The organism is Apibacter adventoris, assembly GCF_002964965.1.
GTDB lineage: Bacteria > Bacteroidota > Bacteroidia > Flavobacteriales > Weeksellaceae > Apibacter > Apibacter adventoris.
Map to the genome: position 1 here is coordinate 1 of NZ_PSZN01000005.1, position 23,296 is coordinate 23,296.

Annotated in this window: 27 protein-coding genes; 19 read left to right on the forward strand and 8 right to left on the reverse strand. The window is 28.1% G+C overall.

Annotated elements, in window-relative coordinates:
• From C4S76_RS11735 to C4S76_RS03340, 14 genes are all read left to right on the forward strand, one after another.
• Nucleotides 1-1,014 (forward strand): phage baseplate assembly protein V (locus C4S76_RS11735; protein WP_221404976.1); only part of this gene is annotated, 1,014 nt, incomplete at its 5' end.
• Nucleotides 1,015-1,026: 12 nt separating this feature from the next.
• Complete coding sequence (locus tag C4S76_RS03280) at nt 1,027-2,100, forward strand: hypothetical protein (protein ID WP_105192628.1); 1,074 nt, start codon at nt 1,027-1,029, stop codon at nt 2,098-2,100.
• Nucleotides 2,101-2,109: 9 nt separating this feature from the next.
• Nucleotides 2,110-3,078 (forward strand): hypothetical protein, encoded by a 969-nt coding sequence (locus C4S76_RS03285; protein WP_105192630.1) that lies wholly within the window; start codon nt 2,110-2,112, stop codon nt 3,076-3,078.
• Between the two features lie 6 nt (nt 3,079-3,084).
• Entirely contained in the window at nt 3,085-3,753 is a 669-nt protein-coding gene (locus tag C4S76_RS03290; RefSeq protein WP_105192632.1) for a hypothetical protein, read from the forward strand.
• Nucleotides 3,734-4,399: a hypothetical protein gene (locus C4S76_RS03295; protein WP_105192634.1), complete on the forward strand. Its 666-nt coding sequence runs from the start codon at nt 3,734-3,736 to the stop codon at nt 4,397-4,399. Before C4S76_RS03290 ends, C4S76_RS03295 begins: the two co-directional genes overlap by 20 nt.
• Nucleotides 4,400-4,550: 151 nt before the next feature.
• Entirely contained in the window at nt 4,551-5,204 is a 654-nt protein-coding gene (locus C4S76_RS03300) for a hypothetical protein (protein WP_105192636.1), read from the forward strand.
• A 95-nt stretch (nt 5,205-5,299) separates the two neighbouring features.
• Entirely contained in the window at nt 5,300-5,515 is a 216-nt protein-coding gene (locus tag C4S76_RS03305) for a hypothetical protein (RefSeq protein ID WP_146105674.1), read from the forward strand.
• A complete protein-coding gene (locus C4S76_RS03310; RefSeq protein ID WP_105192640.1) occupies nt 5,515-6,141 on the forward strand; it encodes a hypothetical protein in 627 nt (208 codons plus the stop codon). The genes C4S76_RS03305 and C4S76_RS03310 overlap by 1 nt, the downstream gene beginning before the upstream one ends.
• 5 nt (nt 6,142-6,146) lie before the next feature.
• A complete protein-coding gene (locus C4S76_RS03315) occupies nt 6,147-6,764 on the forward strand; it encodes a hypothetical protein (protein WP_105192642.1) in 618 nt (205 codons plus the stop codon).
• Nucleotides 6,765-7,142: 378 nt separating this feature from the next.
• Nucleotides 7,143-7,526 (forward strand): hypothetical protein, encoded by a 384-nt coding sequence (locus tag C4S76_RS03320; protein WP_105192644.1) that lies wholly within the window; start codon nt 7,143-7,145, stop codon nt 7,524-7,526.
• 585 nt (nt 7,527-8,111) lie between these two features.
• A complete protein-coding gene (locus C4S76_RS03325) occupies nt 8,112-8,471 on the forward strand; it encodes a hypothetical protein (RefSeq protein WP_146105675.1) in 360 nt (119 codons plus the stop codon).
• Nucleotides 8,472-8,878: 407 nt separating this feature from the next.
• The gene (locus C4S76_RS03330) at nt 8,879-9,226 is read left to right on the forward strand and encodes a hypothetical protein (protein WP_105192648.1); all 348 of its coding nucleotides are present in this window, start codon (nt 8,879-8,881) and stop codon (nt 9,224-9,226) included.
• Between the two features lie 269 nt (nt 9,227-9,495).
• The gene (locus C4S76_RS03335) at nt 9,496-9,828 is read left to right on the forward strand and encodes a hypothetical protein (protein ID WP_146105676.1); all 333 of its coding nucleotides are present in this window, start codon (nt 9,496-9,498) and stop codon (nt 9,826-9,828) included.
• A 279-nt stretch (nt 9,829-10,107) separates the two neighbouring features.
• Nucleotides 10,108-10,326, forward strand: a complete 219-nt coding sequence (locus C4S76_RS03340) for a hypothetical protein (RefSeq protein ID WP_105192652.1) — start codon at nt 10,108-10,110, stop codon at nt 10,324-10,326.
• 88 nt (nt 10,327-10,414) lie between these two features.
• Here the strand turns inward: C4S76_RS03340 and C4S76_RS03345 are convergent, their stop codons facing one another.
• Nucleotides 10,415-10,777 carry a thioredoxin family protein gene (locus C4S76_RS03345; RefSeq protein ID WP_181044045.1) on the reverse strand — a complete coding sequence of 121 codons (363 nt, stop codon included), beginning with the start codon at nt 10,775-10,777 and terminating at the stop codon, nt 10,415-10,417.
• Nucleotides 10,778-10,963: 186 nt separating this feature from the next.
• Entirely contained in the window at nt 10,964-13,006 is a 2,043-nt protein-coding gene (locus C4S76_RS03350) for a TonB-dependent receptor plug domain-containing protein (protein ID WP_105192656.1), read from the reverse strand.
• A gap of 103 nt (nt 13,007-13,109) precedes the next feature.
• Between C4S76_RS03350 and C4S76_RS03355 the strand changes: the two genes are divergently transcribed.
• Complete coding sequence (locus C4S76_RS03355) at nt 13,110-13,769, forward strand: metal-dependent transcriptional regulator (RefSeq protein WP_105192658.1); 660 nt, start codon at nt 13,110-13,112, stop codon at nt 13,767-13,769.
• Nucleotides 13,770-14,217: 448 nt separating this feature from the next.
• Here the strand turns inward: C4S76_RS03355 and C4S76_RS03360 are convergent, their stop codons facing one another.
• A complete protein-coding gene (locus C4S76_RS03360) occupies nt 14,218-14,445 on the reverse strand; it encodes a hypothetical protein (RefSeq protein ID WP_105192660.1) in 228 nt (75 codons plus the stop codon).
• A 244-nt stretch (nt 14,446-14,689) separates the two neighbouring features.
• Between C4S76_RS03360 and C4S76_RS03365 the strand changes: the two genes are divergently transcribed.
• Nucleotides 14,690-15,952, forward strand: coding sequence for a DUF763 domain-containing protein (locus C4S76_RS03365; RefSeq protein WP_105192662.1), 1,263 nt, complete (start codon nt 14,690-14,692; stop codon nt 15,950-15,952).
• A 193-nt stretch (nt 15,953-16,145) separates the two neighbouring features.
• Here C4S76_RS03365 and C4S76_RS03370 read toward each other — a convergent pair whose 3' ends face one another.
• The 3 genes from C4S76_RS03370 to C4S76_RS03380 form a co-directional block, all read right to left on the reverse strand.
• On the reverse strand, nt 16,146-16,307 hold the full coding sequence (locus tag C4S76_RS03370) for a YegP family protein (RefSeq protein ID WP_105192799.1): 162 nt from the start codon (nt 16,305-16,307) through the stop codon (nt 16,146-16,148).
• 179 nt (nt 16,308-16,486) lie between these two features.
• On the reverse strand, nt 16,487-17,488 hold the full coding sequence (locus C4S76_RS03375) for a chorismate-binding protein (protein WP_105192664.1): 1,002 nt from the start codon (nt 17,486-17,488) through the stop codon (nt 16,487-16,489).
• Nucleotides 17,488-17,922, reverse strand: coding sequence for a hotdog fold thioesterase (locus tag C4S76_RS03380; RefSeq protein WP_105192666.1), 435 nt, complete (start codon nt 17,920-17,922; stop codon nt 17,488-17,490). Before C4S76_RS03380 ends, C4S76_RS03375 begins: the two co-directional genes overlap by 1 nt.
• Before the next feature lie 604 nt (nt 17,923-18,526).
• On the opposite strand from C4S76_RS03380, the gene C4S76_RS03390 reads away from it, so the two are divergent.
• Nucleotides 18,527-20,506 (forward strand): heavy metal translocating P-type ATPase, encoded by a 1,980-nt coding sequence (locus C4S76_RS03390; protein ID WP_105192670.1) that lies wholly within the window; start codon nt 18,527-18,529, stop codon nt 20,504-20,506.
• A 54-nt stretch (nt 20,507-20,560) separates the two neighbouring features.
• On the opposite strand, the gene C4S76_RS03395 is transcribed toward C4S76_RS03390, so the two are convergent.
• Nucleotides 20,561-21,574, reverse strand: coding sequence for a tyrosine-protein phosphatase (locus tag C4S76_RS03395; RefSeq protein ID WP_105192672.1), 1,014 nt, complete (start codon nt 21,572-21,574; stop codon nt 20,561-20,563).
• 342 nt (nt 21,575-21,916) lie between these two features.
• Here C4S76_RS03395 and pnuC point away from each other — a divergent pair, with 342 nt between their 5' ends.
• Nucleotides 21,917-22,525 (forward strand): nicotinamide riboside transporter PnuC, encoded by a 609-nt coding sequence (gene pnuC, locus C4S76_RS03400; RefSeq protein ID WP_105192674.1) that lies wholly within the window; start codon nt 21,917-21,919, stop codon nt 22,523-22,525.
• 48 nt (nt 22,526-22,573) lie between these two features.
• Nucleotides 22,574-22,834 (forward strand): GlsB/YeaQ/YmgE family stress response membrane protein, encoded by a 261-nt coding sequence (locus tag C4S76_RS03405; RefSeq protein WP_105192676.1) that lies wholly within the window; start codon nt 22,574-22,576, stop codon nt 22,832-22,834.
• Between the two features lie 5 nt (nt 22,835-22,839).
• Here C4S76_RS03405 and C4S76_RS03410 read toward each other — a convergent pair whose 3' ends face one another.
• Nucleotides 22,840-23,256, reverse strand: a complete 417-nt coding sequence (locus C4S76_RS03410; RefSeq protein ID WP_105192677.1) for a DUF4359 domain-containing protein — start codon at nt 23,254-23,256, stop codon at nt 22,840-22,842.
• Nucleotides 23,257-23,296 lie beyond the last annotated feature (40 nt).

Here is a 23,296-nt window from a genome sequence, read left to right on the forward strand (position 1 = left end):
CGACGGGATATAGAACAGGCGGTTTTGAGGGAAAACAAAAAAAGACAAAACCTGATAGATATAGAAGTAACCTCCAATAATCCGAATATAATGCTCGGAGATATAGCTAAGATGCTGGTTTGGATTCCGGATCACAAAATATTCAAAAACGGGAAAGTACCTATAGAATCCTATAAAATCACGGAGATTATACATAACTTTGCCGATGGTGAGGGGTATACCAATACCTTTTACGGAGTGCCTAAAGACCTGAGTGTACCTTTTTACACAGACCTTACCGATACCCCCAAGGCAGACATCCAGCATGCCAAGGTTATAGATAATAAAGACCCACAGAAAATGGGAAGGGTACGGGTACAATTTACCTGGCAGCAGCCGTCAAACAGCAGTACCCCTTGGGTACAGGTGATACAGCCGCATAGTGGGGGAAGCAAGGGTACGTATTTTAACCCGGAGATTGGGGAAATGGTCTTATGTGCCTTTCAAGGAGGCAATGCCGAATGTCCGGTAGTACTGGGGACTGCCTATAACGGAGGGGAAATTGCGGCGTATTATACGCAAGGGAATGATATAAAGGTGATACAAACCCGCAGTGGAACCAAGATTATCTTTAACGATGCCCAAGGGAAGGGATCCATCTTGATAGAAGACCCCAGCGGAAACAAAATGTTTATGGATGGTGAAGGGAATATCTCGGTACATGCGCCTAAAAATTTTTCTGTACATGCCGGGGAAGATATAAAGCTGAGTGCCGGAAAAAATATGGTTACCAACGTAGGAATAGATCAAACCACAAGCGTAGGGAAAAATTCCTCCACCCAGGTAGGCAGGCAGTATTCCTTGTTTGCCGCAGATATTTTTGAAACGGCATCGGGAAACATTACTTCCGATTCTTCCCAAACCGTACGAAATGCTTCTCAAAATATTGAAACCCATTCTGCTGAGGGGAATATTATACAAAATGCCCAGTCTATGGTTAAAAACAACAGTGGAGAAAAAAGCACGCAATTTTAAGGCGAAGAGCTTATGGGACAAATAGTAAAAACCGCCGGAGGCAAAATTATAGAAAAGGCTAAGGGAAATGTAATTTATAATTCCAAAGGCTCTATAATGAATACTGCCGCACAGAAAGTACAGCAGCAAGGGGTAGAGAATGGCATAAGCTATGGAGAGTATGAAGATACCTGGAAACAATTTAAGAAATATGACCGGTATACAGGCATGGTAGGGTATACCACATTTGAATTAATTTCGCCCAATACCTCTGTTAAAAGTTGTCTTACCGGTATTTCTCTGTTTGTAAAACATGAAGCCTATAATCCGGAAGAAGTGGCTAAAATAGAAAAGGAGGATCCGTATGGTATACATAAATATACTCCTTATCATAACAACCTGAGTGTATACAATTTTTTAATTAACCGCTATGGGCGTATTGTAAAAGCAAATGTGGCAGATTGTACTTATAGAACCAATAAAATAACTAAAGATATGGAAGATGCCTACAGGAATCCGTCTGATACCGGAATACGGGAAATATCTTCCCTATGTACACAGACCCGTTTTTCAGAAAATGAAGGTTCTATATTGCATGATCAGATATTTACCGATAAAATATTGAAACTTCAGGGAGGAATTTCCCTATCTCTGGAAAAAGATCCTTTATTTTTAACCTTGGGAAAATATTTAGAAGAAGTAAGTCGTTTTAACCGTACCGTAGATATTTCTTATGTATTTGCTCTGAAAAATAAAAAAGACGAGGGAATAGAAGATATAAGCAACTATTTGGGCGTTTCGGGAGGTTTTCCTTTATTTGTTAATATTAAAAATAAGGGAGTAAATAGGTTTTTTTCCTTTTTGGGTTGGGTGGGTTATGCATTAGGCATTAAAAGTGCCTATGATTATGTAATAAACGATCTGGAAAAATACGATCCTGTCTTTTTGGGAGACGTAGTAAAAAACAGTTGGGAAAACCAAAAACAGACCCGTATAAATGAAAAAAAAGGAAAAGAATGCCTGGCTGATGATGTAGATAAAATATGGCAGGAAAGCCCGGGGATAACCTCTTATTATAAAGAAGAAAATGAAACCGATGTTAAATAATTTCTGGCTATGAGTAAACTATATTTACCGGAAAAGCTGGTACTAAACCAAAGAGAAGAAGACGTACGTCCTTACTTTGATAGAGAAAATACCTGCTTTTGCCTGGCCTTTACTGTAAACCGGGACGATATTGGCATCTATGTAGGGGGCAAAGAACAGGAAACCCGGGGCAATTGTTTTACGGCTGTAAGCTGGGTAGAAGATAATATGTGTATTTTACCCATAGAGGGAGTAGATCAATGGTACCCCCGTTATTATCGTATTATTAAAACCCTAACCTTTTATCTGGATATGGGGGGCTTTGTACAGACAGGTAATTACGAAGAAACCCGATTTTATGCCCAAAGACAAAGAAGGTCTCCCCAATCGGACAGAAATGATACTATAGAGAAATTAGAAGGTAAGGTAGAGCGTATTTCCAAAAAAGTACTCCCTATGGATTTTCTGCTGCATAACGATGTTATACGAGATCAAAAAATAAAACTGGAAGATGGTGGGGTGTATGAACTAAATCCTCATTCGGAATTTTACCGTTACCTGTGTTCGGTATCTGCATTTAATCATACGACTGATATGTCTTTTGTTTATGCCTCTGCCTACGAGGCTAAAAAACTACAGGGAAAAGCCGAAGCAGCAATAGGAGTGCTTACCTTTCCGGTAAAGGTATCTGAGTTACCGGTGGTTTTTGCCCTACAAACTTCCCTGGAACTGATTAGTTTTTTAATTGCCGCCAAGAATACCCTGAAACTGGATGAAAAAATGTTTAACTATAGGGGACCTATTATTATTTCCGATGTCTATTACAATCCTTTTATTAATAAAAAATTTTTTGATCCTAATGCAGGAATTGAAATATGGGGAATTCCAGAAATAGATAAAAATGTTAGCAGTTCTTCTTCATCAGATTTTTCTAAGAAAAATGAATTGAATGAGTTTTTAGTTTTAAATACTACCTTAGCCCAAGAAATAAAAAAATAATTTTTCATGAAATATTATAATATTGTATGCTACTCTTTATTAATTTCAGTATTCTTTATTTGTTGTAAAACAAAAAAGATAACAGAATATAAAACAATAGATGAATCTTCACCACCCACAATTGAAGAATTAGGGAATAAGTTTTATAAATATAAAAGGGATGAATCTATTTATAATTTTAGACTTCAAAAAAAGATTCCATTAAAATTTAATATTTATACTAATGTAGAACCACGTTCTAATAATCCAAATATTCCCAAACAGATAGATTATATATGGCGTCCGTTTTTCATTAAAGATACCGAAGACAGTAATGATATTAAATATTTTGAAGATAAGTTAAATAAGAAATATATTCTATATTTAGTAAAGGATAATCAAATTATAACAAGGGAATATGGAGAGTATTTTGTTCATGAAAATGGAAAATGGGATTCTATAAAATGGGCTAATATGGAGAAAAAAATATTCGACTCTCTAAATAAAAATCAAATCAAATATAAAGTAAATTATAAATATTCAAAAAACTTTGATAAGTGGATTAAAATAAACCTTATAGAAAAGGATTATTATGTTTATATTACAATAAATTCTATGTGGGCTATGACTAATACTTATTATCAACCGAAAGATACTATGTTTTTAATTAACCAATATGGGAAGTCCTTATTTTAATTATATACTTATAACAATTAGCTTAGTTTTACTTGGATGTAAATCTCAAAAAACAGAAAATTTTATTGGATTTACTTCACAGCCTACTCCAAATGAATTAAAAAAATATTATAAATATGATTTTAAAGGAGTTAGAGAATTAATTCAATATATAAAAGGAGATACCTTTCGATTTAGCCCAGTTATTTACACTAATATTCCTGAAAGCAATATTAATCCTAAGACTCCTATGTCATGTCTTGGTGTTTTAAGGGGAAAAAAGGAAGAAATTGAATATTTTGTAGAAAAGATGAATGGACAATATGTATTGTACTTGGAAAAAGAGGGGAAGATAATTATGCGTGAATATGGAATGTATTATGATTTTTTTAAAGATAGGTTCTATGATTCTATAAAATATGCAAAGACTCCAAAAATAGTTACAGAGCAACAAGTATATGAGTATTTAAAACAAAATAATATCAAATATAAATTGATTAGCAAAAAAAAATATGGTATTGATAATGAGATAAAAATACAATTACAACCCAATGGTTATTATACTTATATAACTTTTAATGGCAGACATTTAATTTCTAATACTTATTATCAACCTCAGGATACTTTTCCATCTAATAATGAATTAGGAAATTTACTATTAAGATAAATATAATTGGGTTTTTATTATTATTTAAGATGTTTACTATTTAAAAGGATATAAATTTAAGCAGTTCTTCTTCAGATCTTTCTAAAAAAGAGCAATTAAATATTTTTTTAACCTTAAATACTACTCAATCTAAAAAGATAAAATAATTATAATGAAACATATAAATTATATATTTATAACCATTAGCTTGGTTTTACTTGGATGTAAATCTCAAAAAACAGAAAATTTTATTGGATTTACTTCACAGCCTACTCCAAATGAATTAAAAAAATATTACAAATATGATTTTCCTAATTTTTTTGTATATAAAAGAAATGATACTGTAAGTAGTAATTATTTTAAAGCTATAATATACACAAATGTACCTGAAAGTTCAATCTTAAAAAAGTACCCTAAAAAAATATTTCTCTCTAAGATATCTATCCCAAAAGATGTGAAATATTTTGTAGAAAACATGGATGGGCAATATGTGCTTTATTTAGAAAAAGAAGGTAAAGTAATTATGCGGGAATATGGAAATTATTTTGATTTTAATAAGCTAAGAGATACTGATTCTTTAAAATGGCTAACAACTAAAATTACAACAGAGAAACAAGTATATGATTTATTAAAAAAGAATAATATAAAATATAGATTTATTAGTAAAAAATGTAGTGGTAATGAGACCGAAATAAAAATACAGTTGGAGCCTAGTGGTTATTATACATATATTACTGTTAATAATAATTTTTTAATTTCAACTACTTATTATTCAGCAAAAGATACTATTTATTCTTATGACAAATTAGGATATAGAATATTTTAATTTCTAAAATATCAATTATTTTTGCCCTGCAAACTTCCCTGGAGCTGATTAGTTTTTTAATTGCCGCTAAAAATACCCTGAAATTGGATGAAAAAATGTTTAACTATAGGGGGCCTATTATTATTTCTGATGTCTATTATAATCCATATATTAATAAAGAATTTTTTGATCCTAATGCGGGCAAATATTTATGGGGAATACCTGAAATAGATAAAAAATTTAATAATATTTATTCTTCAGATCTTTCTAAAAAAGAGCAATTAAATATTTTTTTAACCTTAAATACTATTTTATCTAAAGAATTAAAATAATGAAATATACTTTATATCTAACACTATTATTGTTTATATCTTGTAAAACTAAGATATCTGAAAATTTTAATGATATTACATTAAAACCTGTAAAAGAACAATTAAATAAAAATTATTACAAATATACTCAAGGAATAAAAGATGGTGATAAAATCTTAGATTTACTTATTTATTCTAATGTACCTAAAAGTAAAACTAATCCTGAGATGCCTATAAACTGCTTTGGACTATTTAATTCAGCAAAAGACTTACAATATTTTGTAGAAGAAATGGATGGGCAATATGTTCTTTATTTAGAAAAAGAAGGTAAAGTAATTATGCGGGAATATGGGAATTATTTTGATTTTAATAAGCTAAGAGATACCGATTCTCTAAAATGGTTAACAACTAAAATTACCACAGAAAAACAGGTATATGATTTATTACATAAGAATAATATCAAATATAAACTTATTAGTAAAAAAAGTAGTAGAACTGAAACTGAAATAAAAATTCAGTTGGAGCCTAGTGGATATTATACCTATATATCTTTTGACGGTTATCATTATTTAGTTTCTAATACTTATTACGAACCTAAAGATACCATTTTTAACTATAAGAAACTTGGATATTCTTTATTTCGATAGTTAAAATGAGGTATACTTTATTAATAGCCCTTTTGCTGTTACTTCTTAATTGTAAAACAACAAGAAAAGAAACAGCATTACTAGATACACACAAATATACCCAGAAAGAACTGCAAAGTAAATATTATAAGTTTAATGGTAGTTCCCCTTATAATTTTACAATCTACACAAATGTAGAAGGAAATCCTAATGATAAAAATATTCCCAGAAGTTTATTCTACCCTTCTATGGATGAAAAAAATTATGATTATTTTATAGATGAATTAGATGGACAATATGTCTTATACTTAGAAAAAGATGGTAAAATAATTATGCGGGAATATGGAAATTATTTTAGTATGAATAAACTAAGAGATACAGATTCTTTAAAATGGGAAACTTCTAAAATGAATTCAGAACAAAAGATTTATGATTATTTAAAAAATAATAATATTAAGTATAAATTTATCAGTAAAAAAAATGATGGTATCGAAAATATAATAAAAATACAACTTATACCTAGTAAATATTATACATATATAAGATTTTGTGGAAATTATATCGTTTCAAATATGTATTATCAACCTCAAGATACACTTCCATCTTCTTCTTACAATAAATTAGGGTATTTGCTATTACGGTAAATAATAATAGGAAACCAATTGTTATTTAAGTTATTTACTATTTAAGGATATAAATTTTAGCAGTTCTTCCTCTTCTGATTTTTCTAAAAAAAATGAACTTCAAAAATTCATAGAACTTAATACTATTTTAGCTAAAGAAATAAAAAAATGAAATATACTTTATATCTAACACTATTATTGTTTATATCTTGTAAAACAAAGGTATCTGAAAATTTTAATGATATTACATTGAAACCAACACAAAAAGAATTGATTAATATTATAAATACGATTTCAAAGGAATCAGAGATTTTAAAAAAATTGTAGGAGAAAAAACTAAAATAACGGTAATTAAATAAAAAGCTGCAGACTGGAAACCCGATGATTAAAATTAACAAAATGAAAAAAATATTATTTATGTCTATTTTATCTATAATGCTAAGTTTAGTTGGGTGTAATCGAGAAAAAAAATACTTAAAAGAGCATCAGGTTATTTATTATGGAACATTTGAATTTGAAAAATTTGAAAAAAATGCAAAAATAAATAAAGAAAAAGCATATAAACTAGGATTAACTTTTTCTAATAAAAATGGATTTATCATGGGAAATAATTTATTTTTTATAATAGATAATTATTATGCTTTTACTAATCACTATATACCTAAAATGCCTGCTGCTTCTACTTCAGGAATATGGGTAAATGCTGAAACCGGAGAAGTAAAATATGTTAAAAAAGGAATAATGCTTAGACCTAAATATCTTCCTGAGAATTACCCAGAATAGAGGCTTTGGGTGGAGGTATAAGGTTTTTCATGTAAAGATTGGAAATCCAATACTTTCAAACAACATAAAGGAGAAAAAACAAAAGTAACGGTAATTAAAAAAGAAGCTGCAGATTGGAAGTCAAAACAAAGATAATTTATAAAAAAAAATTATAATACTTATGTTATCATTTCTTAGTTTCTTAGGGATAAGTTGTAATAAAAAAAAATATTTATTCTGATGATCCTATATTTTCAGTAAAAGAATCAAAATTTAAAATAAAAAAAATAGCCATAGATATTTATAATCAGAATTTTATAAAAAATTTTAATATTTTAAAAGATGAAAATTTTGAAAATCGTTATACAAGGGTTTTTATCTAAAAAAAGAGTGTTATTATATTGGATATAAAAGTAATCTAGATAAACGGGATGTAAAAACAGCTTCTTTATTTTTTTAGCTAAAATTGATTCTAAGACAGGTGAAATTGTAAAGGTAGGAGAATAACTATTAGTAAAGGATATAATGAATTAAAAGATGAAGATTAATGTTTTTTTATATAATTTACTGAACATATTAATTATTATTTCTTGTCATAATAAAGATATGGAAAAAGAAGAATATTATATTTATGGTACCTCTGAATTTAAAGAAAAAGAAAAAGAATTAAAAATTTCTTTGGAAGAAGCTACCCAAATATATGCTAATTATATGTTAAAACAAGACATTCAAAAGGCCAAAATAGAATGCGTATTAGATATTATTTATGAAGATAATTACATATTTGTTAATTCTCCATTACATTATAATGCAAAAACAGGATATAATATTTCAGGAGTATGGGTAAATGGATATACTGGAGAAATAAAAGAAAAATATATATCTAAATACGTGAAAATTCCTAATAAATCTAAAAATATTAATGTGATAGTCCCCTTTCAAAAAGAAATATTAAAGAAAAAGTGATAATTATATAAGAAAATCATTATCAAATGATTTATCTATATATTATCATGATATTCCATAAACTAAGTAAAAATACAATCTTGGTGGGAAGAAAGATATAAACATCTGAAAGTATATAGTGTATGATCTTGGGATATAGAGCAATGTACTACAGCTGTTAGAATCTCTTTAAAAGAAAATACAGCAATATTAAATCTTATTTCTAATTATCAGTTATCCTACTAGATTAAAGCAAACTTCTGAAGGCTTAGAATTATTAATAAAATATGGTTGTCATACATATGGAAAATATAAAGGGGAAAAATTAAAAATATCAAAAGAATATTATGAATTAAAAGATGAAGATTAATGTTTTTTTATATAATTTACTGAACATATTAATTATTATTTCTTGTCATAATAAAAATATGGAAAAAGAAGAGTTTTATATTTATGGTACTTCTGAATTTAAAGAAAAAGAAAAAGAATTAAAAATTTCTTTGGAAGAAGCAGCCCAAATATATGCTAATTATGAATTCCAATTACTGGTAAATAAAAAAGATACTTTATCCTGCAATCTAGATATAATATATAATAATAATTATATATTTTCTCCATTTTTATACAATGCAAAAACAGGAGAATACAATTTATCTGGAATATGGATTAATGGAGACACAGGAGAAGCAAAGAAAATAAAAACAGATAAGAATATACACATCATACTTAAAATACCAAAAAATTATTATAAAAAAGAAATTATAAAGAAAAAATAGAACGTAGATATAAAATGAAATTTACAAATTTTATATTAGAATAATTTTTTTATGGGAATACAATACTTTACACTAATAAAAGGTAATAAATTAAGGTTTAGGTTATTTGATTATTTCTAAAGATGCACAAAAACCTTCCGGATTACTCAATGGATTAAACTATTTGATAACTAATAGTAAAGAACATAATGAATTAAAAGATGAAAATTAATGTTTTTTTATATAATTTACTGAACTTATTAATTATAATTTCTTGTCATAATAAAAATATGGAAAAAGAAGAGTTTTATATTTATGGTACTTCTAGATTTAAAGAAAAAGAAAAAGAATTAAAAATTTCTATAGAAGAGGCAAAAAAATTATATCTATCTGTGAATCAAAATGAAACTGAAAATTATTCTTTAGCTATTATCTATGGGGATAGTTATATTTTTAATTCAATTCTTCTTTATGATTTAAAAACAGGTATTTATACATTATCAGGCATTTGGATTAATGGAAATTCAGGAGAAATAAATAAAATAAAAACAGATAAATATATAAGAATATCATTATCAAATGATTTGTCCATATATTATCATGATGTTCCACAAACTAAGTAAAAATACAATCTTGGTGGGAAGAAAGATATAAACATTAGAAAGTATACAGTGTATGGACTTGAGATAGAGAGCAATGTATCACAACAGTAAAAATAGCAATAAATCAAGGTTTAGGTTATTTGATTATTTCTAAAGATACACAAAAACCTTCCGGATTACTTAATGGATTAAACTATTTGGTAACCAGTACATCCAAACAGCATAAAGGAGAAAAAACTAAAATAACGGTAATTAAATAAAAAGCTGCAGACTGGAAACCCGATGATTAAAATTAACAAAATGAAAAAAATATTATTTATGTCTATTTTATCTATAATGCTAAGTTTAGTTGGGTGTAATCGAGAAAAAAAATACTTAAAAGAGCATCAGGTTATTTATTATGGAACATTTGAATTTGAAAAATTTGAAAAAAATGCAAAAATAAATAAAGAAAAAGCATATAAACTAGGATTAACTTTTTCTAATAAAAACGGATTTATCATGGGAAATAATTGCTAATAATAAGACTTTAGTAAACCGGAGATAGTGGAAAAATATCCTCATACTTAGAAAAAGAAGGGAAAGTAATTATGAGAAAGTAAGAGAATTATTTTTCTGAGAAATTTTCTAGGAGTATTTGTAAATCTTTTACATTAATTAATCCGTTATATTTAAAAATAGGGATATATTCTTTAGAGAAAATCACCCAGGTAGGAGTTGCTATTTTTCCATTTTCCAAAGCATATAAGCAGGCTAGTTGATGGGCTTCGGCTTTTGTATTATATTCATAAACCTGATGATCGAAAATTATCTGAGATTTCTGTTCAGAATTAATTTTTACAAAATAAAAGTTATGAGAAAGGATATCTTGAACTTTTTTATCTTTACTTAATTGTTTTTGTTGTATGGAGCAATAAGCACAATAATCAGAATCTATATACAGTACAATAGGTTTTGGATTTTTTTTCATGTTTTCCGATAAATTATTAAAAGAAATTTGTGAAAACAAAAAACCATTTAAAAAAAAGAAAAACATGCACAGAAACTTACCTAAATTTTTTAAAAAAAAATAGTGTATAGGAAATAAAGAAAAGTATAAGTGTTTAAGCATATATTTTTTTCTGTACATGTTTTTCTATGTTATAATAATCTAATCTTAAAATAAATTATACCTTAGGCCTAAAAAACCATGAATTCCCTGTAATGAAGCATAATTATAAGATGTATCAAAAGTATATCCGTTAGGATTATTCACAGGATCGTCAACATTTTTATCAAATGGGTCAAAAGGACGCATTAAAGGATTTTTAGGAATAAAATTAAATAGATTTTTTAATCCTCCATACACTTCAATTCCATTATCGAATTTCTTAGTAACTTGTATATTAGCTATACAAAACCAAGGAGAATTTTCATCTCGATAATCATTGGGTTCTATAGGTAAACGCATTGGGCCGTTCCATTGACCGGTAAAATCAATAATAACATTTTTTGGGAATGTATAAGTAGCTACAAAGGTACCGGACCATTTTGGAGCATGGAGTTGTCGTACCTTACGGTTAATATAGTTTTCATCTTTCTCTTTCAGGTATACATCCATGTACGTGATTCCTGCAAGTAATTTAAGGGGAAAATTAAAAGTAAGATCTGCATTTAACGAGATTCCCTGAGAAATAGCATGACCGTCTAAATTATCATAAATAATCTGTTTAGGGTTTGTATCAAAATCTCCTACAATTTTATTGGTGAAATAAGAATAAAACCCGGTAACATCAAAATTCATAAGTAAATCGGAAGTAGGAATCTTAAGAACATAATTCAAATTTCCGTTATATGATTTTTCAGGTTTTAAAGAGTGAGTAATAATCACTTCTCTGGCTCCTGTAAGAGCCGCATGATCTTCCGTAAAAATATTAACAACTCTGAATCCTGTTCCAAAACTAGCTCTAAGTGTATTGTTAGTATTTGGCGAAAATTTATAAGCTATTCTTGGAGAGTGAATGTTACCGTGGTTTTTATCATGATCATATCTGTATCCCAATAATAATTTGTTTTGAGTATTTATTTTCCATTCATCCTGAATAAAAGCACCCGGAAGAGGCGTTTCGGCTGGATCGTTACGAAGTCCGTCAGAAGAAGCAGTAGCCGGAGTATTATCATCATAATGAGTAAACCGGAAGGACGCACCAAGCAAAATATTATGGTCTTTGATGGTTTTATCCCAATAAGTCTGTATAAAGGCAACTTGTTGAGTAGCTTTGTAAGGAGTTGCTCCATACCAGGAGTTTTGATCATGCCAATTATATGAAAACTGAGTGTAAATTTTTTCTTTTAAAGGAAGTTGATAAGCACCTATAATTTCAATTCTTTTAGTATAAATACTTTCACCATATACTTCATCACTTCCTCTGAATTTCTTATTCCAATTCATTTCACCTCCCCAACGATCTTCATTGACCCAGCGTAATCCTAAACTAGCAACTCTGTTTTCTTTTCTTTCAAAATTCCATTTATTAAAAACAGAAATTCTGTTTTGAATAGTTAAATCGGTAAATCCGTCGTGATTATTATCAATTGGATTATCATAATAAAAATAATTAATACCTAATAAACTTGTGGCTTTTTTACCTGCTTTAAATTTAAGGGAAGTATCAGTATTCACTTCACCCCAACTAGTACTAAAAACATCTAAACTAAATAGGGGAGCTTTAACTGGATTTTTTGTAATAACATTTATAATTCCTCCCATGGCTTCAGAACCATAAAGAGAAGCAGCAGGACCTTTAACCACCTCAATTCTTTCCACAATACTATTGGGGATACCACTTAGCCCGTAAACGGTCGAAAGTCCGCTTACAATAGGCATTCCATCAATTAATATTAAGGTATATGGGCCTTCCATTCCATTAATATGTATATCTCCCGTATTACATACATTACAATTTAATTGAGGTTTAACTCCGTTAACCATTCCGACGGCATCAAAAAGACTGGGAGTAGGATTTTTTTGAAATAATTTAGGAGTAATAATTTCTACAGGTATAGGGCTGTCAGATCTTCTTACTTCTTTAAGTGTTCCAGTAATGACAACATCTTCTATATTTTTAGCTCTGTCATTCTCTAGAGAATCTTTTTCCGATTGAGAAAATAAATTACTTACTGATATTAAAAGGACAAAAAGGCAATAATACTTTTTCATATATAATATTTATACTTGCAAAATTATAAAATTAGATTTATCTAACAAATTTATTTGGTTAAATTTTAATTTTTGCTTATTAAATAAATTTTTATATTTGTGCATGTACTCTTATGTAGAAGAAAACTATTTAAAAGCGTTATTGGCTTTGACCAATGAAAAAGGAGAGGTTTCAACTCTGGCTTTAAGTCAGTCTTTAAACATAAAAATGCCTACAGTTAATAGCATGATGAAAAAATTCTCTGAAAAGGGATTGGTTCATTATCAAAGTTATAAGCCATTTAAACTGACAGAAAAGGGGCTAAAAGAAGCGGGATTAATTCTTAGAAAACATAGGCTTACCGAAATTTATTTAGTGGAAAAAATGGGATTTAGCTGGGAAGAAGTGCATGAAATTGCAGAACAGCTTGAACATGTTCACTCAGATAAGTTTTTCGAAAAAATGGATAAATTGTTAGATTATCCTAAGTTTGATCCTCACGGATCTCCTATTCCGGATGTAGATGGAAAGTTGGAATGGGTGCATTATAAAAAGCTTAGTGAATGCAAGGTAGGGGATAAAGTTTTACTTGCTGCCGTAATGAATAGTTCCAGAGAATTTTTAAAATATTTAAATTCCAAAAAATTAACTTTAGGTTTAGAATTAGAAGTTATTCAAATTGAAGAATTTGATAAGAGTATGACCTTGAAAATTATTTCTTCTAATCGTGTAGAAGTGCTAAGTAATTTAGTTACCGAAAAATTATTAATAAAAAATAACTGATTTTTAAGTGCTTGTCAGGTAGTATTCTTATACTTTACTCAATCTTTATATTTATTAAAAAGTTAATTACTTATAAAGGTAGTTGGAGTTTTTTTAATTTTAAATTACTAATATACTAAAAGAATGATCTTTTAAGTTTAATGTAAATAAATATTGTTAGGTTGCCAGAGTTATTATTATAACTATTGATATATTATGAAAAGAAGATCTTATTATTGCTATTTGTGTTCATTGTAAAATTTAATTTTTCTGCTCAGGAAAAAGGATATAATTTCAAAAAAAAACTATTTGAGATTACAAACCAATAAAGCTTATATGGAGAGAATAAAAGAGGTAAAACCGATTTTCATTATATAACTAAATTTGAATTACCACGATAAAATAAATCCTTATCTCATATACAGAGAAAGGATTTATTTTTTTAAGATAAGTGAAATAAGTTTTTACCTTACTTATTATTTTTTTTCTTAGTAGTATTCTGAGCTTTTTCAGTAGTCTTCTTTACATCATTAATAGCTGATTGAGTATCTTCAATAGTTTTAGTTGTTTGATTAGCTGTATTGGATATACTGTTGGCTGTGCTTCTTACAGAGCTAGTAATAGAATTTACCGTATCGCAGGAAAAAAATAGTAGAGGAAATAGAGTAAGGAATAAGATCATGTAATTTTTTTTCATAATTTCAATAAATTTTCGGTTATTTTAATTGATTTCAAAAATAGAAATTACACTGCTTTATGATCCTTATACAAGTGTCTACAAAATATCTACCATACGTTTGCAAAGTATCTACATAGCATATGATCTTAGTTATAAAGTAAATATTTTTCCATAATTAATGTTTAGATTATTAGATGCATACATATATTTATTTTCCTTATTAATATTTATAATTTCAAGAGCATTTGCGTAACTTTACATAATGAAGAAAGGATATGCAGATTTGCCTTTACATTATGGAACAGTTCCAATTTGGCTTGCAAAAAGAATGAGTTTGCTAGGAGGAGCAATTGTAGAGGCTATTGTCCAGGAATATGGAAGAAAGGCATTACTGAAAAAATTAAGTGATCCATTTTGGTTCCAATCTTTGGGTTGTGTGCTGGGAATGGATTGGCATTCTTCGGGGATAACCACTTCTGTGATGAATGCATTAAAAAAATCGGTAAATCAGAGATCCTCTGAATTAGGAGTTTATATCTGCGGAGGAAGAGGAAAATCATCACGCAATACACCCTCAGAACTTCTAGATATAGCTTATAAAACAGGATTGAATGGTGAGGATTTAGTAAAAAATAGTCGTTTGGTAGCCAAGGTAGATAATACGGCTGTTCAAGATGGTTTCCAAATATATTTACATTCATTTATAGTAACCCAGGAAGGTGATTGGGCAGTAATTCAGCAGGGAATGAATCCTTTTGAAAAAATGGCAAGGAGATATCATTGGTTATCATCTTCAGTAAAATCCTTTACAGAACAACCTCATACTTTTATTTATGGTAAAAATCAGGGGGAAATTTTGAATCTTACAGATGTAAAAGCTAATTCAACTAAACTAGGAATTTTAGAATTAACTAAAGAAAATCCGGATAAATTAATGAGGGAAATATCTCTTATTATGCCTAAGCACCATGAAGTATTAGAAAAAGATGTAAACTTGAAAAGGCTAGGAGCTACTTTAGTATTAGCACATGAAACAAACATTCAAGATATAGAATCTTTATTATTAGTAAATGGTGTAGGTCCCAGAACCTTACAATCTTTAACTTTAGTCAGTGAAGTTATCCATGGAACTCCTTCCCGGTTCTCAGATCCTGCACGTTTTTCTTTTGCCCATGGTGGTAAAGACGGACACCCTTTTCCTGTGCCTACACGGGTGTATGATGAAACTATTGAAATTTTCGATAAAGCTTTACATCTGGCAAAATTAGGAGAAAAAGATAAATACGAAGCGCTAAAAAATCTTTCTAAAATATCAATGAATATAGAGAAAGATTTTATTCCTGATTATAAATTGCAGGATTGGATAGAGAAAGAAAGAAAAAATTCATGGAAGTATGGAGGTAAAACTGTTTTAGGGGATGTGATTAAAAATTCAGATACTTCAAAAATAATTACTAAATCAGGATTTAAACCTGGAAATAAATTAAAAAATATAGATACAAATCAATTAAGTCTTTTTGACTAAGTATATAATAGAAATTATAAACTATTATAATTTATACAAAAAAATGTTCTACATACAAAAAGCGTAAAAAATATTTCTTATTGTTTTCTTAACAATAAGAAATATTTTACTAAAAATGATTACTAAATTATGGAGACATATTTAATGTAAAAAAATATTAGAGATAATGAAGGAATAGTAAAAGATAATAGAATTACCCTTTATATCCTGAAAATTTTGCATTATTGATGGCGTTAACTTTTGACGAAAAACCTTCACTTGAAGCTGCAACAATTTTGCCATTGCTGGCAATTGATCTCCATCTCCACTCTCCTTTAGAATCTTGATAAAATTCCCATTTTAGATTTTCACTCATAACAATATATTTTAATTTTATAAATATAAAAATAATATTTTGAAATTGGAAATAATATAAAATTATTTTCAATTATATTATATTTTTAAATAAAGTAAGGTATTTGTCTGATGTAAAAAGTTTTTGTTAATTAAAAGCTTAAATACTAAAAATAAATATTAATTATCGATTAAGGAAAACTATAAACACTCAGTAATAAATTTTGCTTTTAATTCAGTTTCTTTCCATTCCTGTATTGGGTTACTTTCAGCCGTAATTCCACCTCCTACAAAAAGTAAGGCTCCATTAGTGTAAAGTTTTCCACATCGTAGATTTACAAAATAATTTTTGGAGATTGAAGTTTCTATACCAATATAACCGGCATAAAAATCTCGATTATATTTTTCTTCATTAATTATAAAATTCCTGCTTACTTCTAAAGGTAGACCACATACTGCAGGAGTTGGATGTAGAGAATGTATGAGTTTCGAAAGCAGTTGTGGGTCATTTAAAGGAATTGAAAAATAAGTGATTAAATGTTTCACATGTCCTAAGTGAAGAGTTTCAGGGCCTTTTACTGAAATAGATGAAGAATAATACTGTAATTTATTATAAATATAATCTGTTACATATTTTTGTTCTTCCATTTCTTTATTTTCCCAAACAAAAGAATCTTTATCAGGAAGAGTACCTGCCAGGGCCATAGTTTTAAAAGTAGAATTACTCCAAGATCCTAAAATTTCAGGTGTAGCTCCTAACCAAACTTCTTCTGAATTCCAAAAACTGAGATGACAAAAAGAATTAGGATATTTTTTGCAGAGAAATAAAAAAGATTGTATAGGATTTATATTAGAATTATCGACCCATTTTTCTCTAGATATTACTATTTTATCCGCATTTTTTTCTTGTAAAAAATATAAGGTTTTGTCTAAAATCCTCAAGTAATTGCTCTCACTAATTGTCTGGGTATTTTTTTTATTAGTTAAGGAGAATGTAAGTTTTTCCCATTCAAATTCGGAAATTTTATTAAATTGAGAAAAAGGGAATACATATTTTTTTGACGAGTCAAAAGAAGTAAACGAGTAAAAATTACTTCCCTTTTGATCCTGTATAATTAAATATATATTTTTTTCTTCGGGAAACTTGATACAGGCAAAAGCGGAACCAGAATTAATAAGATTATTAAAAAAAGACGTAATCATTATTTAAAATCTTTTTTAGCAACAATACGATTTGTCATTGAAGCATAGCCGTTTTTAAATGTTGTATCTCTAGTTTCATTATACAAATTTATTTCTACCACCTGTGTATTTTTCCCTTTATTTATAAAACTGGCTACTGCACGGATTTTCCCGTGTCTTACTGCTTTTATATGATATCCAGTTACCTGAGTACCAAAAACATAATATTTTTTTGTATCAACACTGGTCATGCTAAGTAAAGAACCTACACTTTCTGCCATCGCTAAAGATGCCCCTCCGTGAAGAAATCCCATAGGCTGATGTACAGTTGATTCAACTACCATTTCTGCCGTAAGAGTATCACCGGTAAAATCTGTAAATACAATACCTAGTGTTTCCATTAATGTATTTTTGGATAAAGTATTTAATTCTATTAGTATATCTTCACTTTTCATTATAAAAATTTTCTGCAAATGTATAAAATTAATCCATCTTAATATAGTGGATAATCAATTGCTTTTTTATATATTTAGAAAAAATCATTAAAGTTAAAAACATGAGTAAAAAGAAAAAAATAGTTTTTTATTGCATTTTTTTTAACTTGATTATAGGAAATATTTTGTTCTTTTTATCCTGCAAAGGGATAATTTTTGAGATGAGTATTTCAGCAATTTTATTTTTGTCATTTATTTTCAAATATTCAATTAATAAAAATACACACAAATTTATTTTAGTATTATTAGCTTTTTTTACTACACTTGGCATTGAAATGTTAGGAATTTGTTTATACTCCTTATTTTCAGATTTAAATTATATAAAGGAAATCAAATTACAAACTATTATAAACGTTCTGTTCAATTCTTTAAAAGGAATACCTTTAGCGTTATTGGGAAATGTATTTATATTTCCCGATACAATTATTTTAAGCATTATAAATTATAATTACTTTGTAAAATATAGAAATGCTTTACTTAGAAATTAAGTCAATATGTAAACTTTGCAATTGAGTTGCATTTAGCATAGGGTATTTTTGATATACAAAATTTAAATTTTAATATAATGTGTACACATAATCATTCAGAATGTTGTTCAAGCTCTAATGATAATAAAAAAAATGGGGAGGATCATAACTATGAACAAGACACAGGAATAGAAGAGAATACAAATATTCTTAAATTATTTCTTCCGGCTATTATTAGTTTTATTCTGTTGATTGCAGCTATAATTCTGGATTATTTTGATGTAAGTTTTTTTCATTTGAAATGGATAAAACTTGTGTGGTATCTGATAGCCTATTTTCCTGTAGGATATCCGGTATTTAAAGAAATGTGTGAAGAATTTAAAAATAAAGATTTTTTCAATGAATTTTCATTAATGTTTCTTGCTTCTGTAGGAGCATTTTATATAGGAGAATATCCTGAAGCCGTAGCTGTAATGTTATTTTATTCAATAGGAGAAAATTTTCAGGATTTGGCAGTATCTCGAGCAAAAAAGAATATTAATTCTCTTTTGGATCAGAGGCCTGATGTAGCAACCGTTTTGGAAAATGACAACTCCTTAAAAGTATTTAAAGCAAAAGAAATACAAGTAGGTTCAGTTTTACAGTTAAAACCCGGTGAAAAAGTTGCTTTAGATGGTGAATTAATATCTTCTTCAGCCTCTTTTAATACTTCTGCCTTAACCGGAGAAAGTGCCCCTCAGACTAAAGAAAAAGGAGACATTGTCTTAGCAGGAATGATCAATCTTAATACAATATCTCAAATAAAAGTCACCACACCTTATTCAGATAGTAAGCTTTCTAAAATTCTAAACTTGATTCAGAATTCTAATTCTCAAAAAGCTAAGACAGAATTATTTATACGAAAATTTGCTAAAATATATACCCCGGCAGTATTTTTTATAGCTCTTTTAGTTTTTATTGTACCTTATTTTGTTTTACAAAATTATAATTATCAAACCTGGTTATATCGTTCTCTTATATTTTTAGTAATATCTTGTCCTTGTGCTTTAGTTATATCTATCCCTTTAGGATATTTTGGAGGCGTTGGCTTGGCTTCGAGAAACGGAATTTTAATAAAAGGTTCATATTTTTTAGATATTTTAGTAAAAATCAGACAAGTTGTTTTTGATAAAACAGGTACTTTAACACAAGGTAATTTTATAGTTCAGAATATACATGTCGCAAATGGTTTTGAAAAAGATAAAATATTAGATTGGGTAAATATAACGGAGTCAGGAAGCACTCATCCTATAGCAAATGCTATACGAGAGCAAATACAGATGAAACCTGATGTATCAAAAATATCTTATTTAGAAGATATTCCAGGAAAAGGAATTAAGGCAGAAATTGAAGGAAACGAAATATTAGTTGGTAACTTTAAATTATTAGATCTTTACCATATATCATATGACGAAAATATCAAACAAATAGTTAATACGCTGGTTTTAATATCTGTTAATAATAAATTTGCCGGATATATAGAGATAGCGGATCAACTTAAGCCCGATGTTAAAAAAGACATAGGACAATTGCATGCATTAGGTATAGGTACAACTGTACTTAGTGGTGATAAAAATACCATTGTTCAGGAAGTAGCAAAAGAAGTAGGTATAGATCAGGCATTTGGAGATTTATTGCCGGAAGATAAGGTTATAAAAATGAAAGAAATAAAAAAACAGACAGAGGGCATGGTTGCATTTGTAGGAGATGGTTTTAATGATGCTCCTGTAATAGCATTAAGTGATGTGGGTATAGCTATGGGAGGTCTAGGAAGCGATGCAACAATTGAGGTTGCAGACATAATTATTCAGGATGATAAAACGGCAAAGGTACCTTTGGCTATACGTATAGGTAAAGCTACAAAAAAAATTGTGTGGCAAAATATTATCTTAGCGTTTGGTGTCAAACTTTTAGTAATGATTTTAGGATTATTTGGAGATGCTAATCTATTGGAAGCTGTTTTTGCAGACGTAGGAGTTGCATTATTAGCAATTTTAAATGCAGTACGATTGCAAAATATGAAAATTAGGTTATTTTGATAAATGTCTATAAAAAAAGCTGTTTATATTTAACAGCTTTTTACTATTGCTTTTTTAGAAAAGATATATTTCTTTCATTTTATCTATTTTGACATCTAAAACATCTTGTAGATAAGATTGTACACAGCCGTATTTTTTATTAATTTCAAAAATTGCAGATTCCAGAAATTCAGGTCTGACTGTATATAGGTATTTATTAATAGGATTTTCTTCAAATAGAGGAAGATACTTATCATCCAAATATTCATTGGAAGACATATAATCTTCCATAATTGTTTTATAAGGAATATCTAGGGAAAATAGTAGCAAGGATGCAGCAACACCTGTACGGTCTTTTCCTGCAGAGCAGTGAAAAATAAGTGGATTTTCGCCTCTTTCCATAATTTTGAAAAACTCTTTAAATATAGCAATACAATCAGGAGTAGATACCATAATTCTATAAAGTTCCATCATTTTCTCAATAATATCTTCTTTAGTTACTCCTTCTTGTTTACGTAAACTTAACAAATTACCGGGTTTGATACTTAAAGAATAACATTTCTTTAAACCATTCGGAAACCTATCAGGAGCTGAACTACATTCGTCTTTATAGCGGAAATCTATTACATAATTGATAGGAATACTGGAAAGATATTGTAAATCTTCAGGAGTTAAATTATATAAATCGTCAGTTCTGAATATTTTCCCCCATTTTATATGTTTCCCATTAGAAGATTGTATTCCTCCTAAATCTCTAAAATTATATCCTCCGGCCATTGGCAATTGAGTTTCTGAAAGAATGGCTTCTCCATGATCCGTAGTAAGTTTAAAATAACTTCTTTCGCTTGTACTCACATACAAAGGGTAAATACCATGATCTTTACCTGTCGCTATTGGGGTATCTAAATTTATAGTTTCTGGAGAATTTCCAGCAAATAAAGACCATTTGCTCTGTGTATTTATTTCTAAAGAAGCTAGTTTGGTATATTTATTCCGGATAATTCTGGCTTCTTTATATACATCTGTCGCCACATGATAAATTGGTTCTTTGATATTATTTTTTTTTTCTAAACTCTTATTTACGTTCATATTTCAAGCTATTAAGGTTTATAAATTATAATAAGAAAGTAAATTTAACAAAAATTTATCATATTTATAAAATATATAGGCTATTCATTAAAAACAAGAAGAAAAATCATAGGTTATGAAAATAGCATATGGTTAATTATAGTTGAATTGTAGGTATATGAAAAATAATTTTTGAAATATTCAATATTTTTGTAATATTATATGGCTGCTTTTATAAATTATATTTTGTAATTTATCTCTAATACTATAAAAAAAACTAATGAATTTGGTTTTGTAAACATTAAAAGTAAAAAGGAAAAATAAAAATATTAAATTATAAGTTTTTCTTATTAAAAAAATAAGATGGAATTGGAAAATTGGGGACAGATTATACAAAGTCAAATGGCAAATATTTCCGGATGGGAAATGATAGGGGTATTTTTTGGCGTTGCTGAGGTTATTTATGCAAAATATAATAAAGTATGGTTATATCCATGTGGAATAACAAGCATACTTATTACAATTTACTTATATTTTAATGTAAAGTTATTTGCAGAGATAATCCTACAATTTTATTATTTGATTATGAGCATATACGGATGGTATATTTGGGTTAGAAAACGTAAAAGCCATTTGCAGGTCAGTTATTCTTCAGATAAAGAATTAAAAGTAGCGATATGTATAGTAATTTTCTCTATTTGTGTATTGTATATATTCCTTAATTTTTTTACAAGTTCCGATGTGCCTCTTTGGGATTCTATGGTAAGTGCTTTTGCATGGGCTGGAATGTGGTTGCTTACACAGAGGAAAATAGAAAACTGGATATTTTTAAATATTAGTAATTTTATAGCTATTCCATTAATGTTGCACAAAGGATTAATTCTATATTCGATACTTACTCTATTTTTATTCATTATTGCACTATTGGGATATAATGATTGGAAAAAAATAATAAAAAAAGAGAAATATTAACATAAATATTGATATTTTTTTATATTTTTATATCAAAATTATAAAAATATGAGTGGGGTATCATTCTTTTGGTCTGTTATAATAGGAATTATTGCAGGTTTTTTAGCAGGTGTTTTAATGAGAGGAAAAGGATTTGGATGTTTTATAAATCTTTTAGTAGGAATTATAGGTAGTGTCTTAGGAGGATGGATATTTAGTTTATTACAAATTTCCGTTAATAAAGAAAGCAGAATAGGAGTATTGTCTATGTCTACTATTGGAGCTATAGTATTGCTACTAATAATATCTTTTTTTAAAAAAGAGAAGTAAATTTATTACTCTGTTAAAAATTTTAAAGCTTCAGATTTTACATCCAGTTTCTGTATTTTTTCCTCTAAACTTGGAAACAAATGGATATGGTTTAATATTCCAATTCCAACAGTATGCCATTTATCTTTATATAGAACCTGAATTGTAGAAAATAATAAATAATTTTTACGTTTTGTATATTTTTCAATAAAATTATTTGCCCATTTATATTCTAATGCAGGGAGTATATTTTTACTGAGATTACCAATGAATTTTAAATTAGGATTCTGAATTTTATTTAATTCATTTTCTGCTTTTTGGTCAAATAAATATATGAATTTATTCCTTAAAAAAATTTCATGAGCTTTTTTATCAGGATTAGTTAAAATTAGTATTCCGGAGAGTATTGCAAAAATAAAAAGAAAAATATATCGTAATTTCATAAGGCTTTTTATAAATAATACAACAAATATATTATTTATA